Annotated in this window: 16 protein-coding genes and 1 tRNA gene; 5 read left to right on the top strand and 12 right to left on the bottom strand. The window is 59.7% G+C overall.

From position 1 onward, the window contains the following. Window positions 1-133 precede the first annotated feature (133 nt). Both I554_RS0124660 and I554_RS0124655 read left to right on the top strand, forming a co-directional pair. Window positions 134-1,873, top strand: coding sequence for an adenylate/guanylate cyclase domain-containing protein (locus tag I554_RS0124660; RefSeq protein ID WP_024576164.1), 1,740 nt, complete (start codon window positions 134-136; stop codon window positions 1,871-1,873). A 159-nt stretch (window positions 1,874-2,032) separates the two neighbouring features. Further along, window positions 2,033-2,233 carry a cold-shock protein gene (locus I554_RS0124655; protein WP_006021915.1) on the top strand — a complete coding sequence of 67 codons (201 nt, stop codon included), beginning with the start codon at window positions 2,033-2,035 and terminating at the stop codon, window positions 2,231-2,233. Between the two features lie 73 nt (window positions 2,234-2,306). Here the strand turns inward: I554_RS0124655 and htpX are convergent, their stop codons facing one another. Beyond that, window positions 2,307-3,212, bottom strand: coding sequence for a zinc metalloprotease HtpX (htpX, locus tag I554_RS0124650; RefSeq protein WP_024576163.1), 906 nt, complete (start codon window positions 3,210-3,212; stop codon window positions 2,307-2,309). A gap of 241 nt (window positions 3,213-3,453) precedes the next feature. Between htpX and I554_RS0124645 the strand changes: the two genes are divergently transcribed. Beyond that, entirely contained in the window at window positions 3,454-4,695 is a 1,242-nt protein-coding gene (locus I554_RS0124645) for a multidrug effflux MFS transporter (RefSeq protein WP_024576162.1), read from the top strand. On the opposite strand, the gene I554_RS0124640 is transcribed toward I554_RS0124645, so the two are convergent. The 9 genes from I554_RS0124640 to I554_RS0124595 form a co-directional block, all read right to left on the bottom strand. After that, window positions 4,692-4,925: a hypothetical protein gene (locus tag I554_RS0124640; RefSeq protein WP_034461609.1), complete on the bottom strand. Its 234-nt coding sequence runs from the start codon at window positions 4,923-4,925 to the stop codon at window positions 4,692-4,694. The two genes, I554_RS0124645 and I554_RS0124640, sit on opposite strands and share 4 nt — an antisense overlap. 119 nt (window positions 4,926-5,044) lie before the next feature. Beyond that, window positions 5,045-5,884, bottom strand: a complete 840-nt coding sequence (locus I554_RS0124635; RefSeq protein ID WP_024576160.1) for a hypothetical protein — start codon at window positions 5,882-5,884, stop codon at window positions 5,045-5,047. A 126-nt stretch (window positions 5,885-6,010) separates the two neighbouring features. Next, the gene (locus I554_RS0124630; RefSeq protein ID WP_024576159.1) at window positions 6,011-7,636 is read right to left on the bottom strand and encodes an NADP-dependent glyceraldehyde-3-phosphate dehydrogenase; all 1,626 of its coding nucleotides are present in this window, start codon (window positions 7,634-7,636) and stop codon (window positions 6,011-6,013) included. A gap of 296 nt (window positions 7,637-7,932) precedes the next feature. Continuing rightward, window positions 7,933-9,258, bottom strand: a complete 1,326-nt coding sequence (locus I554_RS0124625) for an ABC transporter substrate-binding protein (protein WP_024576158.1) — start codon at window positions 9,256-9,258, stop codon at window positions 7,933-7,935. A gap of 310 nt (window positions 9,259-9,568) precedes the next feature. Continuing rightward, on the bottom strand, window positions 9,569-10,276 hold the full coding sequence (locus I554_RS0124620) for a hypothetical protein (protein ID WP_024576157.1): 708 nt from the start codon (window positions 10,274-10,276) through the stop codon (window positions 9,569-9,571). 8 nt (window positions 10,277-10,284) lie between these two features. Then, a complete protein-coding gene (locus I554_RS0124615; RefSeq protein WP_024576156.1) occupies window positions 10,285-10,743 on the bottom strand; it encodes a hypothetical protein in 459 nt (152 codons plus the stop codon). A gap of 3 nt (window positions 10,744-10,746) precedes the next feature. Beyond that, window positions 10,747-11,610, bottom strand: coding sequence for a ParA family protein (locus I554_RS0124610; RefSeq protein WP_024576155.1), 864 nt, complete (start codon window positions 11,608-11,610; stop codon window positions 10,747-10,749). A 192-nt stretch (window positions 11,611-11,802) separates the two neighbouring features. Next, a tRNA-Glu gene (locus I554_RS0124600) sits at window positions 11,803-11,877 on the bottom strand. A 148-nt stretch (window positions 11,878-12,025) separates the two neighbouring features. Next, a complete protein-coding gene (locus I554_RS0124595; protein WP_024576154.1) occupies window positions 12,026-12,358 on the bottom strand; it encodes a hypothetical protein in 333 nt (110 codons plus the stop codon). On the opposite strand from I554_RS0124595, the gene I554_RS0124590 reads away from it, so the two are divergent. Then, window positions 12,357-13,364, top strand: coding sequence for an RluA family pseudouridine synthase (locus I554_RS0124590; protein ID WP_024576153.1), 1,008 nt, complete (start codon window positions 12,357-12,359; stop codon window positions 13,362-13,364). The two genes, I554_RS0124595 and I554_RS0124590, sit on opposite strands and share 2 nt — an antisense overlap. Before the next feature lie 219 nt (window positions 13,365-13,583). Beyond that, window positions 13,584-14,483, top strand: coding sequence for an RNA polymerase sigma factor RpoH (gene rpoH / locus I554_RS0124585; protein ID WP_024576152.1), 900 nt, complete (start codon window positions 13,584-13,586; stop codon window positions 14,481-14,483). 264 nt (window positions 14,484-14,747) lie between these two features. Here the strand turns inward: rpoH and I554_RS0124580 are convergent, their stop codons facing one another. Together I554_RS0124580 and I554_RS0124575 are read right to left on the bottom strand one after the other, a co-directional pair. Next, on the bottom strand, window positions 14,748-15,095 hold the full coding sequence (locus I554_RS0124580; RefSeq protein WP_024576151.1) for a hypothetical protein: 348 nt from the start codon (window positions 15,093-15,095) through the stop codon (window positions 14,748-14,750). Window positions 15,096-15,583: 488 nt separating this feature from the next. After that, window positions 15,584-16,222, bottom strand: a complete 639-nt coding sequence (locus I554_RS0124575) for a hypothetical protein (protein ID WP_024576150.1) — start codon at window positions 16,220-16,222, stop codon at window positions 15,584-15,586. Between the last annotated feature and the right edge of the window lie 275 nt (window positions 16,223-16,497).

Raw genomic sequence — 16,497 nt, 5'->3', positions numbered from 1 at the left:
CCGTCTTGTCAAACGGCGGCACGACCATCGGCCATGGCGCTGCCGCAACATCTCCGTTAGGATTCCGCCGCCTCCGGACGATCCGGAGCGCGGTATCATCCGGTTGCATTCACCGGCTTCGGACCCTTGACGCATGGCAGAGATCGCCGCATCGCCCTTTCGCCGCCTCATCCGCGGCATTGGAATCCGGCAGGTGCGGCTAGCCACCGGCCTTGTCCTGTTTGCCTACATCGTCAGCCATTTTGCCAACCACGCCCTCGGCAATATCTCGGTCGGCGCGATGGACGACGGCCTCTATTATCATGCGGTGTTCTGGAAGAGCTGGCCGATGACCATCGTGCTCTACGGCTCGGTGGCGATACATCTGGGCCTGGGAATCTGGGCGCTCTATGCGCGCCGGCACTTTCGCTGGACCGGCGTCGAACTGACACAGCTCGTGTTCGGCCTCAGCATCCCGGTTTTCATCATCAGCCATGTGATCGGTGTCCGTCTCGCTGCATCCTTGTTTGGCCATGAAAAGGATTACCCGCAGGTCTTTTTTGCCTACTGGGTGTATCGCCCGGAGATGCAATGGTCGATGTACGCGGTGCTGCTGGTGTCCTGGATTCATGGCTGCATCGGCATCTACTTCTGGGCGCGGACCAAGCCCTACTTCAGGAAAATATCGTCGCTGTTGCTCGCGCTCGCGGTTATCCTCCCGACCTTGTCCATGCTCGGGCTCTATCAGGGCGGCCGTGCAGTCCAGAACGCTAGCACTGCTCCCGAATGGCGCGCAGAGATCCTGTCGCGCGAAAAGGTCGGAACCGGAGCCGAACAGGTCACCCTCGAACAGATCAGCTCCGCCGTGCTTTATGGATATCTCGGGCTGATGGGCCTCGCCATTGCCGCACGGGGCGTGCGGGCGCTGGTGGAACGCCGTCGCGGCCTCGTCAGGCTGTCCTATGGCAACGGCAAGACAGTCCGGGTCCCGGTGGGCCTGAGCGTGCTCGAAGCAAGCACCCGCTTCAACATTCCGCATTCGAGTGTCTGCGGCGGCCGGGCGCGATGCTCGACCTGCCGCATCCGCATCATCGGCGATTGCACCGCGTTGCCCGAACCATCGAACCGCGAGACCTTTGTGCTGGATCGCGTCGGCACCGGCGGCGATCCCGCCATTCGCCTGGCCTGCCAGCTACGGCCTCACACCGATCTTGCGTTCTTCCAGATCTTTCCCGCGCATACGGATGCGTCCTCGGCTGCAACCATCAGACCTGCGCTTCCGGGCCGGGAGCGCTACGTCGTCAGCATGTTCGTAGACATGCGCGGATCGACCAAACTCGCCGAAAAACTTCTGCCGTTCGATACCGTTTTCATCATCAACCGCTTCCTGACGGCTGTCTCCCAGGCCGTGGTCGAATGCGGCGGACAGCCGAACCAGTTCGTCGGCGACGGCCAACTGGCGCTGTTCGGCCTGTCCACCAATCCGCAGACGGCCTGCCGGCAGGCGATCGAAGCCGCGTCGCGGATCGCGATTCATGTCGATGCGCTGAATGAATTCCTCGGTGACGATGTGCCGGAACCGCTGCGGTTCGGGATCGGCATTCATGCCGGCGAGGTCATCATCGGCGACATCGGGTCCGAGGAACACACCGTCTTCACGGCGCTGGGCGATTCCGTGAATGTCGCTGCGCGACTGCAGGACATGACCAAGGCCCTGTCCTGCGAGGTCGTGGTGTCCGCGGACGTGCTGAAAACGGCAAACCTTGCGGCAACCAATTTGCCGCAGGTCGAGGTCCCCATCCGCGGCCGGGTCGAGCCGCTGATCGTCTACACGGCCGAAAAAGCCGGAATGCTGTCGGATCTGGTCGCCGATTTCGCAGTTGCAGCAGCGTAAAACCGGCGAATTCGAGCAAAGTTTAAGCGAAAGCGACCGGCCCAAATCGCCATTTTCGCTATCAAGGCTCGCACTTACCGCGTATCGTGCGCGCCGTTGGACACGCCCATCCGCGGGGTTCGACACTTACTATGGGTCTTACCCTCTGGAGACTACGGAATGGCTAAAGGTACTGTGAAGTGGTTCAACCCGACGAAGGGCTACGGTTTCATTCAGCCCAGCAACGGCGGCAAGGACGTGTTCGTTCATATCTCGGCAGTTGAGAAGGCAGGTCTTTCAACCCTCAACGAGGGACAGTCGGTCGAGTACGAAGAAGTCGCAAACCGCGGCAAGACCTCCGCGGAAAATCTCAAGGTTTGATAGGAAGGTCCGATTCAGAAGAACTGGATCGGACCTTTGATTGTGATCTGCGACGCGTGATCAGCCCTTCTCGTTAACCCCAGGGGCCACGCGGTCTGCCACTCGCATTTGCCGGCGCGGTTGCGAAGTTTCCGCGCGGCCCGAGTTCGCCAGCAAGGCGCTGCAACTCGCGGACACGGTTCTCGGTCGACGGATGAGTCGAGAACAGGTTGTCCATCCCCTGCCCCGACAACGGATTGATGATGAACATGTGCGCGGTCGCAGGACTGCGCTCTGCATCCATGTTCGGGATCTGATGCGCCGCGTTGTCGATCTTGACCAGCGCCGACGCCAGCCACATCGGCTGTCCGCAAATCCGCGCGCCCATGTTGTCGGCCGAGTATTCGCGCGTGCGGCTGATCGCCATCTGCACGATGGTCGCGGACAGCGGCGCCAGGATCATCATCGCCAGCGAGCCGACGATGCCCGGTCCATTGTCGCGGTTGCCGCCGAAGAACATCCCGAACTGCGCGATCATCGAAATCGCACCGGCGATGGTCGCGGTGATCGTCATGATCAGCGTGTCATGGTTCTTGATATGCGCCAGTTCGTGCGCGATCACGCCCGCGAGTTCTTCGCGGCTCAGCATCTGCATCAGCCCGGTCGTCACGGCCACAGCGGCGTGATGGGGATCGCGCCCGGTCGCAAACGCGTTGGGCTGCGGATTGTCCATCAGGTAGACCTTGGGCATCGGCAACTGCGCACGGCCCGCAAGCTCGGCCACAAGCCGCACCAGTTCCGGCGCACTGCGCTCGTCGACTTCCTGGGCGCCGTGCATCGACAGCACCATGCGGTCCGAGTTCCAGTAGGCAAACATGTTTGTGGCGGCGGCGATCACCAGCGCGACCACGGCGCCGCCCGCTCCGCCGATCAGATAGCCGACCCCCATGAACAGGGCCGTCAATCCGGCAAGCAGAACCGCAGTTTTGAAATAACTCATTTCCTCCTCCCGACCGGCGTTTTGCCGGGGATATTTTCTCCACCGTCATAAATGGTGAGGACATCGGTCCTTCTTCAAGATGGACCCCTGCGGCGGCGCGTCGCGCGCCGCGTTCCTGAAACCCCCACTGCCATGTTCCTGCCGCAACCGTCACCCGGCGAAAGCGGGGAGCTCCGGGCGAGTTTCGCTTTGATTGAATGATGATCGTCATATAAACGAAGGCCAAAGAAGGGGTGGCCAGATGACCGTTCAAAATGCCGACGCCGGAGACGAACTGATCTCCGCTCGCGCGCCGACATCCATTTCCGTTGACATCGTCGTTCTGGCCGCACTCGCCGCAGTCGGCTCTTTCGCAACCAGCATTTTGCTGCCCTCTTTGCCGGCAATCGCGAAGACGCTCAATGTCTCAACGGCTGCCGTAGCTTCGGCCATCAGTGTCTATCTCGCAGTCTTCGCGATCGGGCAGTTGATCGTCGGGCCGTTGTCCGACCGTTACGGACGCTGGAAACCGGTGATGTTCGGCCTCGGCATCTTTGTGGCCGGAAGCATCTGGTGTCAGTTCGCCACCGACCTGCCCATGCTGCTGATCGGGCGCACGATCCAGGCGCTCGGCGCCTGCTGTGCATCGGTCCTCTCGCGCGCCATCGCCCGCGATCTGCTGAGCGGCGAAGCGCTGACGCGCGCACTGGCCTTCATCATGGTTGCCATGTCGGCGGCTCCCGGCTTCTCACCGCTGATCGGCGGTCTTCTGGACACGACCTTCGGGTGGCGCTCGGAATTCTTCGCTGTCGCCGTATTTGGGGCGATCGTCGCGCTCGCCTATTACCGTTATGTCGGAGAGACGCATCGCGCCGATGCAAACGTGTCGATACATTTGCCGGCCATCCTGCGCGGGTACCGGGGTCTGCTCACCGATCTCCGGTTCATTGCACCGGCAGGCGCCATCGGGCTGTTCATGGGCGCCCTCTTCGCGATGTTTTCAGGAACGCCGCGCGTCCTGATCGACGGGCTCGGTTTCTCGCCGGTCCAGCTCGGCCTGTTCTTCGCAGGCACCGTGTTCGTCGTCTTCGGATCCGGGATGGCGGCGCCGCATCTGGCGATGAAGATCGGCCATGCCCGCGCCACGGTGGTCGGGCTTGCCATCGCAACTGCGGGCGGCGCCCTGCTGCTGCTGACTCATTGGGTCACCCCGACGATCTGGAGCTATCTGGTCCCGGTGACCTTGTTCCTTGCCGGGTTCGGCATGGTCACGCCGCTCGGGACTGCGACCGCCCTGCAGCCGTTCGGCGACCGGGCCGGCCTCGCCTCGGCATTGCTTGGCTTCCTGCAAATGGCGGGAGCATCGATCGGCGTCATGCTGACCGCGTCGATCGCCAGCGCCACGCTCGCCATCGGCGTCGTACAGGCGGCGCTAACCATCCTCGGACTGATTTTGTATCTCGCCGGTCAGCGCGCGGTTCCCGCGCGCCAGAATCCCGCTTAGCAGGACGCGCCCCACCCTTTTGGGAACGGGATCATCGGCCAGGCACCGGAATCGGCACCCGAACCGGAACAATCGGACGCCTTGTCACCCGGCTCGAGCACGCCGCCGCAATACGGGCAATTGTTGTCGTTCGCTGCCGACGGCACGCCATCAGATACGTCGGTCACCTCGTGGGCGAAAAAATTAACCACATGGAGGCGCGGAATCACTCGATATGCAGGCATGCTCATCCCTCTTCATCAGAGGCTGCATCATGCCCGCGAGATCATGCCGGTCCGTTCAGGGGAACGCTCAAATTTTAGCGGTCCCGCGCTTTCTGACAGGAAGATGAAACGGGTTCCCGACAGTCTTAACGCGAGATAATCAGGCCGCGGCTGGTCACGACGACCCAGCGGCCGTCCTGACGGCGGATCGCATCGACCCGGCCGACGCCCGGAAGCGGATCGCCCGGAATCACATCGAAGATTCCCTGTCGGCCGGTCACCGTTGCGATGCCATCCGACACTTCACGCAGTGTCCAGCCTTCAACCACCGGAAGCCGGCCCGGCTGCGCAGCGGCAGGCTTGATCGAGCCGGTGGTTTCCGGAGCAGCGTTCGCTGTCTGCGCAGGCGCCTTCAGCTTTTCAACGGCCTCGCTCAGCTTCGCCAGCTTCGCGGCAGGCTCGGCCTGGGCTTTTTCGACCCGGTCGATGCGTTCGGCGATCTTCGCCGATTGCGCAGCGCTGCTGGTCTTGAGAGCAGAGATATCGGCATTGATCTTTGCGAGCGCGCTTTCGACTGAACGTGCCTGCTCGGCAGCGGTGACGGCCGCAACCGAAGCGGTCTGATCGTTCTTCAGGTAGTGGCCGGCGCTCACGGTCGCCAGCGAACCGCCGATGGCGCCGACCGCTGCTGCGATAGCGACGATGGCGGCGATCGAGAGACGGCGGCCTGTGGCAGGCGCGGCGTTGAACTGCTGCTCGCGCGCGGCGCTTTCGTTGACAATGTCTTCCCAGGAGCTGTGCGGCGTCAGACGCTGCAGGGTGATTTCCTTGGACGGCTGCCTGGCGGGATGCGCCGCTGCGCTTTCCTGCGGCGCATCCGCCGCCTTCGTCTCATGCGCAGCCATATCGCCGGCATCCGGCACCAGCGATGCTTCGCTGTGATTGCTGGAATCCTTGATCTCGCCGTCGGCAGTGTGGTCGGTCATGAGCGCTAACTCCGAATAGGTTTACTATTTGGTAACCACGAATTGGTTGAGAATTCGTTACCTTCCGGAATTCGCGCCGATGTCACGCCGCAAGCGCCCGGCAGGCTGCTTGCGACGTTGTATCGATTACAAAATGAACCCAGTATTTATGAAGTTCGATTTGTGGTCGCGCACGATGTCGTCGAGCAGCCGTTTCGAGTCATCGGTCTGCTTCGCCGCGATCATCGAGCGGATCGAGAACGAGCGCAGCGCGTCGGTGACCGAGAGCGTGCCCTCCGCCGAATCCTTGCGGCCCGTGAACGGGAAGACATCCGGCCCGCGCTGGCACTGACAATTGATGTTCACCCGGCAGACCTGATTGACCAGCGGATCAACGAGTCTCCCGATGGTCTCTGCGTCCTCGCTGAAGATCGACACCTGCTGGCCATGTTCGGACGTGATGACGTAGTCGAGCGCCGTATCGATGTCGTCGAACGCCATCACCGGAACGATCGGACCGAACTGCTCCTCGCGGTAAAGCAGCATGCCTTCCTTCACCGGATACACTACCGCAGGATAGAACAGCGTGCCGGCGCTTGTGCCGCCCCCTTCGTTGATGACCCTGGCGCCCTTCTCCATGGCGTCGGCAACAAGACGTGTCATGTGCTCGACCTTGCCGAGTTCCGGCAACGGCGTCAGCGTCACGCCCTTGTCCCACGGCATGCCGGCCTTCAGCCTGGCGAGCTCTTCGGTAAAGCGTGCGAGAAATTTGTCGACGATGGAGCGGTGCACGATCAGCATCTTGAGCGCCGTGCAGCGCTGGCCGTTGAACGACAGCGATCCGAGCAGGCACTCCTTCACCGCGAGTTCGACATTCGCATCCGGCAGCACGATGGCCGCATTCTTGGCATCGAGGCCGAGGATGGCGCGCAGCCGGTTGACCTTCGGGTGCATCTTCTTGAGATGATCCGCGACGCGGCTCGATCCGATCAGGGTCAATACATTGACCTTGCCCGACTCGAGCAGCATCGGCACGACCTCAGAGCCTTTGCCGTACACCGTGTTGATGACGCCTTTCGGGAAGGCGCTGCGAAACGCTTCGAGCAGCGGCTGAAACAGCAGCACGCCGAACTTCGGCGGCTTGAATACCATCGTGTTGCCCATGATCAGCGCCGGGATCAGCGTCGCGAAGGTTTCGTTGAGCGGATAGTTGTACGGCCCCATGCAGAGCACGACGCCGAGCGGCGTGCGGCGGATCTGACCGATGGTGCCTTCGACAATGGTGAAGCGCGAATTGTCATTGTCGAGATGTTTCAGCGCCTCGATGGTCGCCTTCATGTATTCGACCGTGCGATCGAACTCCTTCTGCGAATCCGGCAGCGTCTTGCCGATCTCCCACATGATGAGGTTCACGATCTGCTCGCGGCGCGCCACCATCTGCCGGGTGAAATCCTGCATGCAGGCGATGCGCTGCGCGACCGTCATGGTCGGCCATTCGCCGCGCCCGCTATCGTAGGCGGCGACCGCAGCATCCAGCGCAACCTTCGCCTCGGGAATGCCGCCGACCGGATAGCTGCCGAGTTCGACCTGCTCCAGCGAGCCGTCGGCCTTGCGCACGCAGATCGCCGAATGCACGGTCTCCACCGGCCCCGTCCACGGCCTCAATTCTCCGTTCACGAGGGTCTCGCGCTGATGGACCGGCGGCGGCAGGCCGCAATCCTTCAGACGGTTTTCCTCGGGGAACAATTCCTTCAACTGCTGCGACGTGAGCATCGGACACCTCATCGATTTGGCGTGGTCCGCACATGCCTGGCGAAAATTTGCCGGGATTGAACAAGGCGGATGACCGGCGTGAATCGTCCGGTCTTTTGAAGGGACCAGACTAGTCTGCCAGACGAATGAGTCGAAATGATTATGTGGCTGACTTTTTTATGAGCAGCTACCGCCGTCATTGCGAGCGAAGCGAAGCAATCCACTTTTTTGGAGAAAGCGTGGATTGCTTCGTCGCTTATGCTCCTCGCAATGACGCACACGAGAATGTGAGCCTATCGCCGACAAATTCAGCGCGCCTAGCCGCGGTAGATCCGCTTGAACTGACGTTCCGCCGATGCGATCGCGCCCTTGAGGTCTTCGCGCCCGGAGCAGTAGTTGGCGAACATGTCGACGACGACGAAATCCGCAATCGCAGCCGCCGCGCTTTCGTTGAGCGTGCCGATGCCCGCCGGTGTCGACGCCAGTTTGGCGACATCGCGATACGGCGTGTTCTTGGGATCGGCGGTCCAGATCGGATTGGCATCGTAGGCGAGCAGGAAGTGCGACAGATACCCCTGCGCCGCCTCGATCCACGGATTGAACTGGGGCCCTTCCATCAGGAATGCAGTGAACGCCTTGCAGGCCTGCGGATATTTGGTGAAGTTGAAGATCAGGATCGGAAAGCCGAGATGCTGCTCCCGCACCTGACCGCTGATGCCGACCGGCAGATGCGCGTGATCCATGTCCGCCGCGATCGCCGGGTTCTCCTTCTTCGCCGCGACATAGATCGAGATGCCGTTGGTGGTGAGATGAAGCTGGCCGGCCAGGAACGCCTTGTTGTTGGAGCTGTCGTTCCAGGAGATGACGCCGGGAATGAAGTTCTCATAGAGCGACTTGACGTATTCCAGCGCCTTCGCCGTCTCCGGCGAGTTGATGATCACCTTGTTGTTCTTGTCGACAGTGTAAGCGTTGTGCGCCCACATCGCCCAGGCGAGCCAGCCGTTGGCGTCGCCGGTCGCATGGCCCAGCGCCATGCCTGCCGGCGTTCCGTTTGCCTTGAGGCCCTTGATCAGTTCGCGGAATCCGCCGAGGTCTTTCGGAAATTCCTTGAAGCCGCACTTCTGCATGGCGGCGACGCGGTAGTTCACAAGGCCGCCGCTCGCGGCCACCGGAATGCCGAGCCACTTGTTGCCGCGCTTGCCGTAGGCCACGCCGGACGGCGCCCAGCCACCGTATTTCTTGCCGAGATATTCTGCGACGTCGGTGACATCGACACACTTTTCGGGAAACAGATGCGGCAGCGAGTAAAGCCCCCACACCATGTCGAGCCCCTGCCCGGTGTTGGCCGCGACCGAGGCCTTGGGCTGGATGTCGTCGAAGGATTCATTGGAGACATTGATCTTGACGCCAGTCGCCTTCTGGAAGGCATCGACGATCTTCATGAAGGCGACGTCCTCGGCCTCCACAAAGCGTTTCCATCGCAGCATGTTGATGGTCGCGCCGGCTTCCGGCTTCCATTGCGCGGTCTGCGCCCAGGCCTTGGCGTAGCCGAGCATCTGGTCGGCTGACATGGTCGCCGCAGCAGCCAGAGCCGCGGCGCTTCCTTTGAGCAGAGATCGTCGATCCGGCGTAAACTCGGTCATGTGCGTCTCCTCCCTGATGATTGGCCGTTAGCCGGCCAATGTTTTTCAAATCGATGTGGTCGTGAGCGAATTCCTTCTTGAGTGAGCTCGGGCAACCCGCGCCCCAGCGCGCCGATGTAATCATCTGCCCGATGCGCGATCAATGCGCGCAGGATGAGAGTGCAGAGCAGCAATCCCGACAGATAAAGTTACGTTAAAGAGTGCGCTCTCTTTGAGAGCGAAGGGTACGAGTAATCTGGCATGTCTACCAATGACCACCAATGACCGGACAGGCGTTCGGATAGTTCTGCAATTTGGAGCGGGATTCAATCTAGGCAAGGTCCAACGCGAGTGTCGTTCGCAGCTTTCCTGATAGACCATGCAACAATTTCTGCTTCGCAGGCGGCGAGAATGTGTCCCACATTTGTTTGCCTGCGGTACATAGAAGCAGACGGTGCACGATTTCCTCACCCTCCCTAAATTTCATCAAAACTAGCTGTTGGGTTGTTTTTATTGGAGCGATTTCTGAAAGTGACTTATGCTCCAACCACGTTCCGGGAATTTGCCCATGAACGACCGAAGATACCGCGCTATACCAAGCTTCTATTCTCGAGTTTAATCCCAATGCCTTCTGCAATTTTGGATAATCGGGCGTGTGGCGCTTGTGATATTCGAGCAATTCGCGCTTATCGACAAAATATTCAGAACTTCTAACTAGGGTGACGAGCTCGGACGGATGACTTCGAAAATAAGTATAGTAGAGCGCCGTCTCAAACATCGTTCTCATTGAGGCCGCGGCTGGTTTGTATAACGCCAGTGAGACCAAAGCAGCAACGTGCTGACCCGCCATTTGCATCTCGCGAATAAAGCACAGCGCGGGATTTCCCTTATCAGAACTCTCAAGCTGCTTAGCCCAAATCGCTATTCGAAGATTTTTCTCTGCTATCGACTTGGCCGCAGCTCCATCAGAAAGAAATGCTGCGACGTTCTTATTCCAATCCACAGCCGTCAGTGCAGCACTTAGCTTCGAGAGCGGCATGTTAACTCCTAACTACGTCTTACAATGCCCTTGAGATACGGGTCTTGCGATCCATCGTTGACCAAATTTAAGAGTTGGGCGGCTTGAGAAGGAGACGCCTTTTCAAAGAACAGCTCTAGCAACTCTCGCACTGTACCGTTCGGCGGACGGCTCCTCTGAAACAGCTTCGGCGCCACATCTATCATCATTTTGATCAAAATTTTTTTCGGCATTTTACGTCGTTGCACCGTTTCGTAGGCGACATTAGCAAACCTGAATACGTCATCCTTTTCTGACGATAAGTGCCTCGCGGTGGGTTCGTCGCGAATTATTCCCGAAGCCTCTCTTAGTGCCTCGGCAATTTCTCTTCCTAAACTTCCATAAGACAGATCGTCTATCACTTCGTAGATCTCGAACTTTGATAAATTAGAGATCAAAATCGACGCAACGAAGTTACGAATAGCTCTACGGCGCGACCTTTCATTCATGATTTATGCCCCCGTCCGCTTCATCAGCTCCATTCCAACGTTCAAAAGATTGCTCAGAGCCTCCGTGCTGTAGGGTTTGCTGCTCGTCCACGTAAATCCTTTTCCTTCTTCTGGCTCAGCCAACGCTGCATATTTCTTTAATGTTGCCGTCATACAGAATTTTCCAAAATCCTTCGCGCCTCGAATGTCCAACTCCTGCTGAGACACTTTTACGCGAGACGTCGAGTTAAATAGAATATGCGGTGTCGGTGCACTCTTGCCAGCCTTCTTGGAATCGATAAAATTCATCATCAATCCAATACCACGAACGGCATATCGCTGAGGCACCACCGGAATCACAACATGATCCGAGTTTTTCAACGAAGTTTTCGTAAAGAGTGAGCCAGCGGGATGACAATCAATGAAAATGACATCGTACAAAGATTTGCATTCCGAGATAAATTTTTCGAACCGCTCTTCTATGGGAGCGGTGTTTGCATGCGCTTGCCCCAAAGCCACGTACATCAAGTCCAAGGTCGAAGGCAGCAAATCCAAATGAGCATCCGAGTAACTGTATATCCTGCTCACTAGGTCTTTCACCTTTGGCGGCGTGTGATTTCCAGGGACCTGCAGCTGGTAAGGATTCAAGTTTACGTCGTCGTCAAGCAAGACTGACAAGATTGTTTTGCGCGCCTTTTCGAGTGCGAAGTAGTTTTTCGAAGGTAAGAAAGCCTGAGAAAGATTGAATTGTGGATCGTAGTCGATCACCAAAACCTTTCGAGGCTTCCCATTTAATGCATATCGGGAAGTAATGCCGGCCATATGGGCTGCGACTGTGGTTTTACCGACGCCTCCCTTCATATTCATAATTGTTATTACTGACCCCATGTGCCCCCCCTTAACTTCCGGTTGCAATTGTTCCTTTCTGGAACTTCAAGTGCAAGCAATTCTGTGGGCGAGTCGATGACTGTTTATGGTTTTTTTAAAAAACCGCAGGGATAAGGCGCTGGAAGGGAAGGATGTCGGGGGCAAACAGCCCGGTACTTGTGCCATGCTCTTGAACTATGCGGTTCAGAGCGTTGGCGCTCCCTAGGGGAATCGAACCCCTGTTTCAGCCTTGAGAGGGCCGCGTCCTAACCGCTAGACGAAGGGAGCAAGCGCTGGAGAGGGAATAGCCTCGAACGGCCGCACCTGCAAGGCTTGAGAGCCGGCGAAATCCACATATGCGCCCGCTTCACGGCCATCGTCCGGTGGCCAGCGTGCGAACGAATGGAACGACGGTTAACGACCTCGCGCGGAACGCTTACGGCTCGGCCGCGAATTTCAGCCGCCCCACCGGTTTCAGCGTCTTCGCGTCATAGGTGCGGATTTCGGTCGCACCGCCGATCTCGACAGTCACCGCCAGCCGCTCGCCCGCGCTTGCCGTGGAGACGATCCGCGCGCCCTTCGGGAGCGTGGCGGTCACATCGGTGATCTGAACGCTTCCATCGCTGCGGAAAAGGCGGTAGCCGATAGCGACCAGCAGAGCCCCCACCCCGATCGCCGTGGTCAGGCCGGCAATCAGCATCATCCGGCGCACCCGCGCGATCAGCGCGGCTTGCTCAGGGGTCGGATCGGGCGCAACAGTTTCAGTCATGCAGCAGTCTTCCGAAAATACGCGTCACAAGGTTACGGTCGAGGGCGATGAAGGATCGCAGCGGCTGGATCGCGTGCTGGCCGTGCGCAGCCCCGACCTGTCGCGCTCGCGCCTGAAGGCGCTGATCCTTGCGGGCCAGGTCAGCGTCGGACCTGCCCCGGTTCGCGACCCCGCTTATCATGTCAAAGCGGGCGATACGATCACAATCGACGTTCCGCCCGCTGCGCCCGCCGAGCCCGAGGGCGAGGATATCCCGCTCGATATCGTGTTCGAGGACGACGACATCATCGTCATCGACAAGCCGAAAAACCTCGTCGTCCATCCCGCCGCCGGACACGAGACCGGCACAATGGTCAACGCGCTGATTGCCCATTGCGGCGCAAGCCTGTCCGGCATCGGCGGGGTCAAGCGGCCCGGCATCGTCCACCGGCTGGACAAGGACACCACCGGATTGATGGTGGTCGCCAAGAACGACCGCGCGCACCAGTCGCTGTCGGCGCAATTCGCCGACCACGGTCGCACCGGCGAAATGCGGCGCGGCTACATGGCGTTTGTCTGGGGAGCGCCGGCCTGGAGCCGCGGCACCATCGATCAGCCGATCGACCGCCATCCCTATTCGCGGGACAAGATGGCGGTGCGGCAGGGTGGCCGCGACGCGGTCACCCATTGGGAAACCATGGAGAGCTTTACCGGGCGGGACGGCAAACCGGTCGCCTCGCTGCTCGCCTGCCAGCTCGAGACCGGACGCACCCATCAGATCCGCGTCCACCTCGCCCATCTCGGTCATCCGCTGCTCGGCGACGACGTCTACGGCTCCGGCTTCAAGACCAAGGCCCGCCAGCTCGGCCCGCAAAGTCAGGCGGCGCTCGCCGCTCTTGGCAGGCAGGCCCTCCATGCTTATTTGCTGGTCCTGGAGCATCCGGCGTCCGGAGAAATTCTTCACTGGGAATCGCCGTTGCCGGAGGATTTGGTCCTCCTTGAGGCCGCCCTCCGTAGCACAGACTAAAGGTGGTGCGCTAAAAAGCCGCATGGTTACAAACCTTTAACCCGGGTCACGGGTTCGTGACCCCGTTTTGTTCTTCCCTCCCCCTCGGGTTTTGGAGTATGCTGCACCTGCGCTCGGGATCGTCCCGGCGCGGAACATTGCAGTGCTTCTGGCTTTGACACAGCAGATGGCCTGCCTCGCCCGCCGCTATCGGGGGCGTGAACTCTGGAGGGGCGCAACATGGCCCGTGCCGCTACTTTACCGGTTCTCAACGGAGAATCCGGCCTTGCACACTACCTGACGGAAATCCGCAAGTTCCCGATGCTGGAACCGCAGGATGAGTACATGCTCGCCAAGCGCTGGCGCGAGCACGATGACCGCGACGCCGCGCACAAGCTCGTCACCAGCCATCTCCGGCTCGTGGCCAAGATTGCCATGGGTTATCGCGGCTATGGCCTGCCGATTTCCGAGGTTGTCTCCGAAGGCAACGTCGGCCTGATGCAGGCTGTCAAACGCTTCGAGCCCGAGAAGGGCTTCCGCCTGGCCACCTACGCGATGTGGTGGATCAAGGCGTCGATCCAGGAATACATCCTGCGTTCGTGGTCGCTCGTGAAAATGGGCACCACCGCGAACCAGAAGAAGCTGTTCTTCAATCTCCGCAAGGCGAAGAGCAAGATCTCCGCGCTTGAAGAGGGCGATATGCGCCCCGAACAGGTGAAGCAGATCGCGACCCGCCTCGGCGTGACGGAACAGGACGTGATCGACATGAACCGCCGCCTCGGTGGCGACGCGTCGCTCAACGCTCCGATCCGTGACGACGGCGAACCCGGCGAATGGCAGGACTGGCTGGTCGATACCTCGCCCAACCAGGAAGCCATCATGGCGGAGAACGAGGAGTTCGATCATCGCCGCAACGCGCTGACCGGCGCGATGGGCGTGCTCAACGACCGCGAGCGCCGCATCTTCGAGGCGCGGCGTCTCGCTGAAGAGCCGATGACGCTGGAAGACCTTGCCGCCGAATTCGGCGTGTCGCGCGAGCGCGTGCGGCAGATCGAGGTCCGCGCGTTCGAGAAGGTGCAGGCGGCGGTGAAGACCGCCATCGCCAAGCAGGAGCACGCCGCACTGGAAGCGGCGTACTAACCTCTCGCGCATCACGAAATACGAAAGCCGGCCTTCGGGCCGGCTTTTTTGTTTTGCGGTTACGAACCGTCGGATTCCGCGCATGCCTGATAGCTCCCTCTCCCCGTGGGGGAGAGGGTTGGGGTGAGGGGGTTCCGATCTCAAAACTGGCATGCGATCCCCCTCACCCGGCGCTACGCGCCGACCTCTCCCCGCCGGGGAGAGGTGAAGAAACATCGTCTGCGCGGGGACGACACCGAAGATGTAGCGACACACACGCCCTCATCATGCCCACTCCCGCTCCCTCATTTGCTTTCGCAGCAATCGCATCCGCTGCAATTCGTCATAGGCGAAATCGATCGCAGCGCCCTGTTCGAGAAATCCGAGGAGGCGCGGATTGCTGTTGTCCGCGCGGCAGGAAAATTCCGGCCCAAGACAGCGCCGCGCGCGGCGGCACGCGCCGTCAGGACACTTGCGATATGCGCGGAGGAAATCCATCTCCGCGCGCGCAACAACGAGTTCGCAGTATGCGAAATCTCGCGCCGTATGCTCGGCGCACGTCTCGCCGGTCAGGCGCGCATTCTCCGCGCCGCTGAAACCATAAGGACCTTCCAGCCTGAACCGCGCCGTCATGGGCAACGCTCCCGTTGATGGATTTGATGACGTGGAATGAGCGCGCATGCGCCGTCTGTCGCACGCATCGCGCACGGCGGCCTCGCGTCACATGGCCCCCTCGCGAGCATGAGGGGACGGAACGCCGAAAGGCGCACTTGAGTGGAGTGACGCGCAGCGGACATGCCGCAGCGCGCATCGCCTTTCGGCGCTCCGCCGCGGCGATTTTTGGCGACGGGATCGTTCTTCCGGGACAGGACGGACGCTTTCACGCCCCGATCCGGCGGGCTTTCGCCTGCCTTCATCCTGTCCGCGTCCAGCCACTGAAGGCGGGGCCACGTAGTTGGCCCGGACGATGACCCGAAGCCTCCCGGACACGAGGGAGAACGTCTCTCCCGCGCGCGCAGGCGCCGCATCCCGCCCCGCGCTAACAAGCGTCCCTGGCAACGCCCCTCAAGTGAGGCGGGATGGCGTGAAGATGGATCAGGGCCGGGAAATTGTCAAGGAATTTATTCCTTGATCAATTGATAGTATTCCGTGACTAAATAGAAGTGCCCATCCACCTTCTGAATATCGACAATATGGCTTGGCGGATCGGGCTGCAGGATCGAACACATTTGCGTACCTGGACAGTAACTTCTCATCCGACGCGACCATTGATCGGATCGCTTTTCCGGAGGCAATGCTATTTCGTCGCTCTCATCGAAAATTAAATTGAAGAAGACGTTGACCACGCCTGCTCCACCTGTCCCGCCCCAGTTGAAGATTTTGAAGCGCGGCTCTCCGTTCCGAGGGAGGCGTTCCACCTCCGCTAAGTAGTGTCGCTTTCCAACCTCAAAACGAATCCATCCCGGTGTAAATCCCAGATGTAGGACCAACTGTATCAGGGCATATGCAATGACAGGCGCAACAATTGCAGATGCTGCCCGCTTCCAGAGACGATACCAAATGCTCGAGAGTAGGCTTCCCAACACCCACAATACGAATGCCAAACCTGGGAAGAAGATAAACGGAACGATAAGAAAATAGAGATTGAATATCCTATCGAACTCATTGAGCGCCATGAACCATGCAGCAAGCAAAATCAGTCCGATTCCAAAGGATGCGGTGAATCCGTCATTCTTGGTAACAGTAGTTGTTTCAGTCATTTTTCTTCCGATGAAGCTCCTTCGCGGCCAGCAATCGTAGCCCGGATAAAGCGAAGCGCAATCCGGGAATGGTGCAAGCGATTATGGATCGCGCTTCGACCGGCGCGACACAGCTTCCATCACAATCAACATCGCCCTATTGCGCGTGACCACCCCGGATTTCGCTCCGCTCCATCCGGGCTACAAGCTTGCTGCAACATCGTCATTGCGAGGAGCGCTTGCGACGAAGCAATCCAGCTTTCTTCAAAAGAATGGATTGCTTCGCTTCGCTCGCA

The sequence above is a fragment of the Afipia sp. OHSU_II-C1 genome (assembly GCF_000497575.1).
Taxonomy (GTDB): domain Bacteria; phylum Pseudomonadota; class Alphaproteobacteria; order Rhizobiales; family Xanthobacteraceae; genus Afipia.
Note: the sequence above shows the minus strand (reverse complement) of the source record. Positions and strands in the feature narration are given on the sequence as shown.

Coding starts and splice junctions, on each gene's coding strand:
- I554_RS0124660 (WP_024576164.1), top strand. CDS start 134: ATGGCAGAGATCGCCGCATCGCCCTTTCGCCGCCTCATCCGCGGCATT.
- I554_RS0124655 (WP_006021915.1), top strand. CDS start 2,033: ATGGCTAAAGGTACTGTGAAGTGGTTCAACCCGACGAAGGGCTACGGT.
- htpX (WP_024576163.1), bottom strand. CDS start 3,212: ATGAGTTATTTCAAAACTGCGGTTCTGCTTGCCGGATTGACGGCCCTG.
- I554_RS0124645 (WP_024576162.1), top strand. CDS start 3,454: ATGACCGTTCAAAATGCCGACGCCGGAGACGAACTGATCTCCGCTCGC.
- I554_RS0124640 (WP_034461609.1), bottom strand. CDS start 4,925: ATGAGCATGCCTGCATATCGAGTGATTCCGCGCCTCCATGTGGTTAAT.
- I554_RS0124635 (WP_024576160.1), bottom strand. CDS start 5,884: ATGACCGACCACACTGCCGACGGCGAGATCAAGGATTCCAGCAATCAC.
- I554_RS0124630 (WP_024576159.1), bottom strand. CDS start 7,636: ATGCTCACGTCGCAGCAGTTGAAGGAATTGTTCCCCGAGGAAAACCGT.
- I554_RS0124625 (WP_024576158.1), bottom strand. CDS start 9,258: ATGACCGAGTTTACGCCGGATCGACGATCTCTGCTCAAAGGAAGCGCC.
- I554_RS0124620 (WP_024576157.1), bottom strand. CDS start 10,276: ATGCCGCTCTCGAAGCTAAGTGCTGCACTGACGGCTGTGGATTGGAAT.
- I554_RS0124615 (WP_024576156.1), bottom strand. CDS start 10,743: ATGAATGAAAGGTCGCGCCGTAGAGCTATTCGTAACTTCGTTGCGTCG.
- I554_RS0124610 (WP_024576155.1), bottom strand. CDS start 11,610: ATGGGGTCAGTAATAACAATTATGAATATGAAGGGAGGCGTCGGTAAA.
- I554_RS0124590 (WP_024576153.1), top strand. CDS start 12,357: ATGCAGCAGTCTTCCGAAAATACGCGTCACAAGGTTACGGTCGAGGGC.
- I554_RS0124595 (WP_024576154.1), bottom strand. CDS start 12,358: ATGACTGAAACTGTTGCGCCCGATCCGACCCCTGAGCAAGCCGCGCTG.
- rpoH (WP_024576152.1), top strand. CDS start 13,584: ATGGCCCGTGCCGCTACTTTACCGGTTCTCAACGGAGAATCCGGCCTT.
- I554_RS0124580 (WP_024576151.1), bottom strand. CDS start 15,095: ATGACGGCGCGGTTCAGGCTGGAAGGTCCTTATGGTTTCAGCGGCGCG.
- I554_RS0124575 (WP_024576150.1), bottom strand. CDS start 16,222: ATGACTGAAACAACTACTGTTACCAAGAATGACGGATTCACCGCATCC.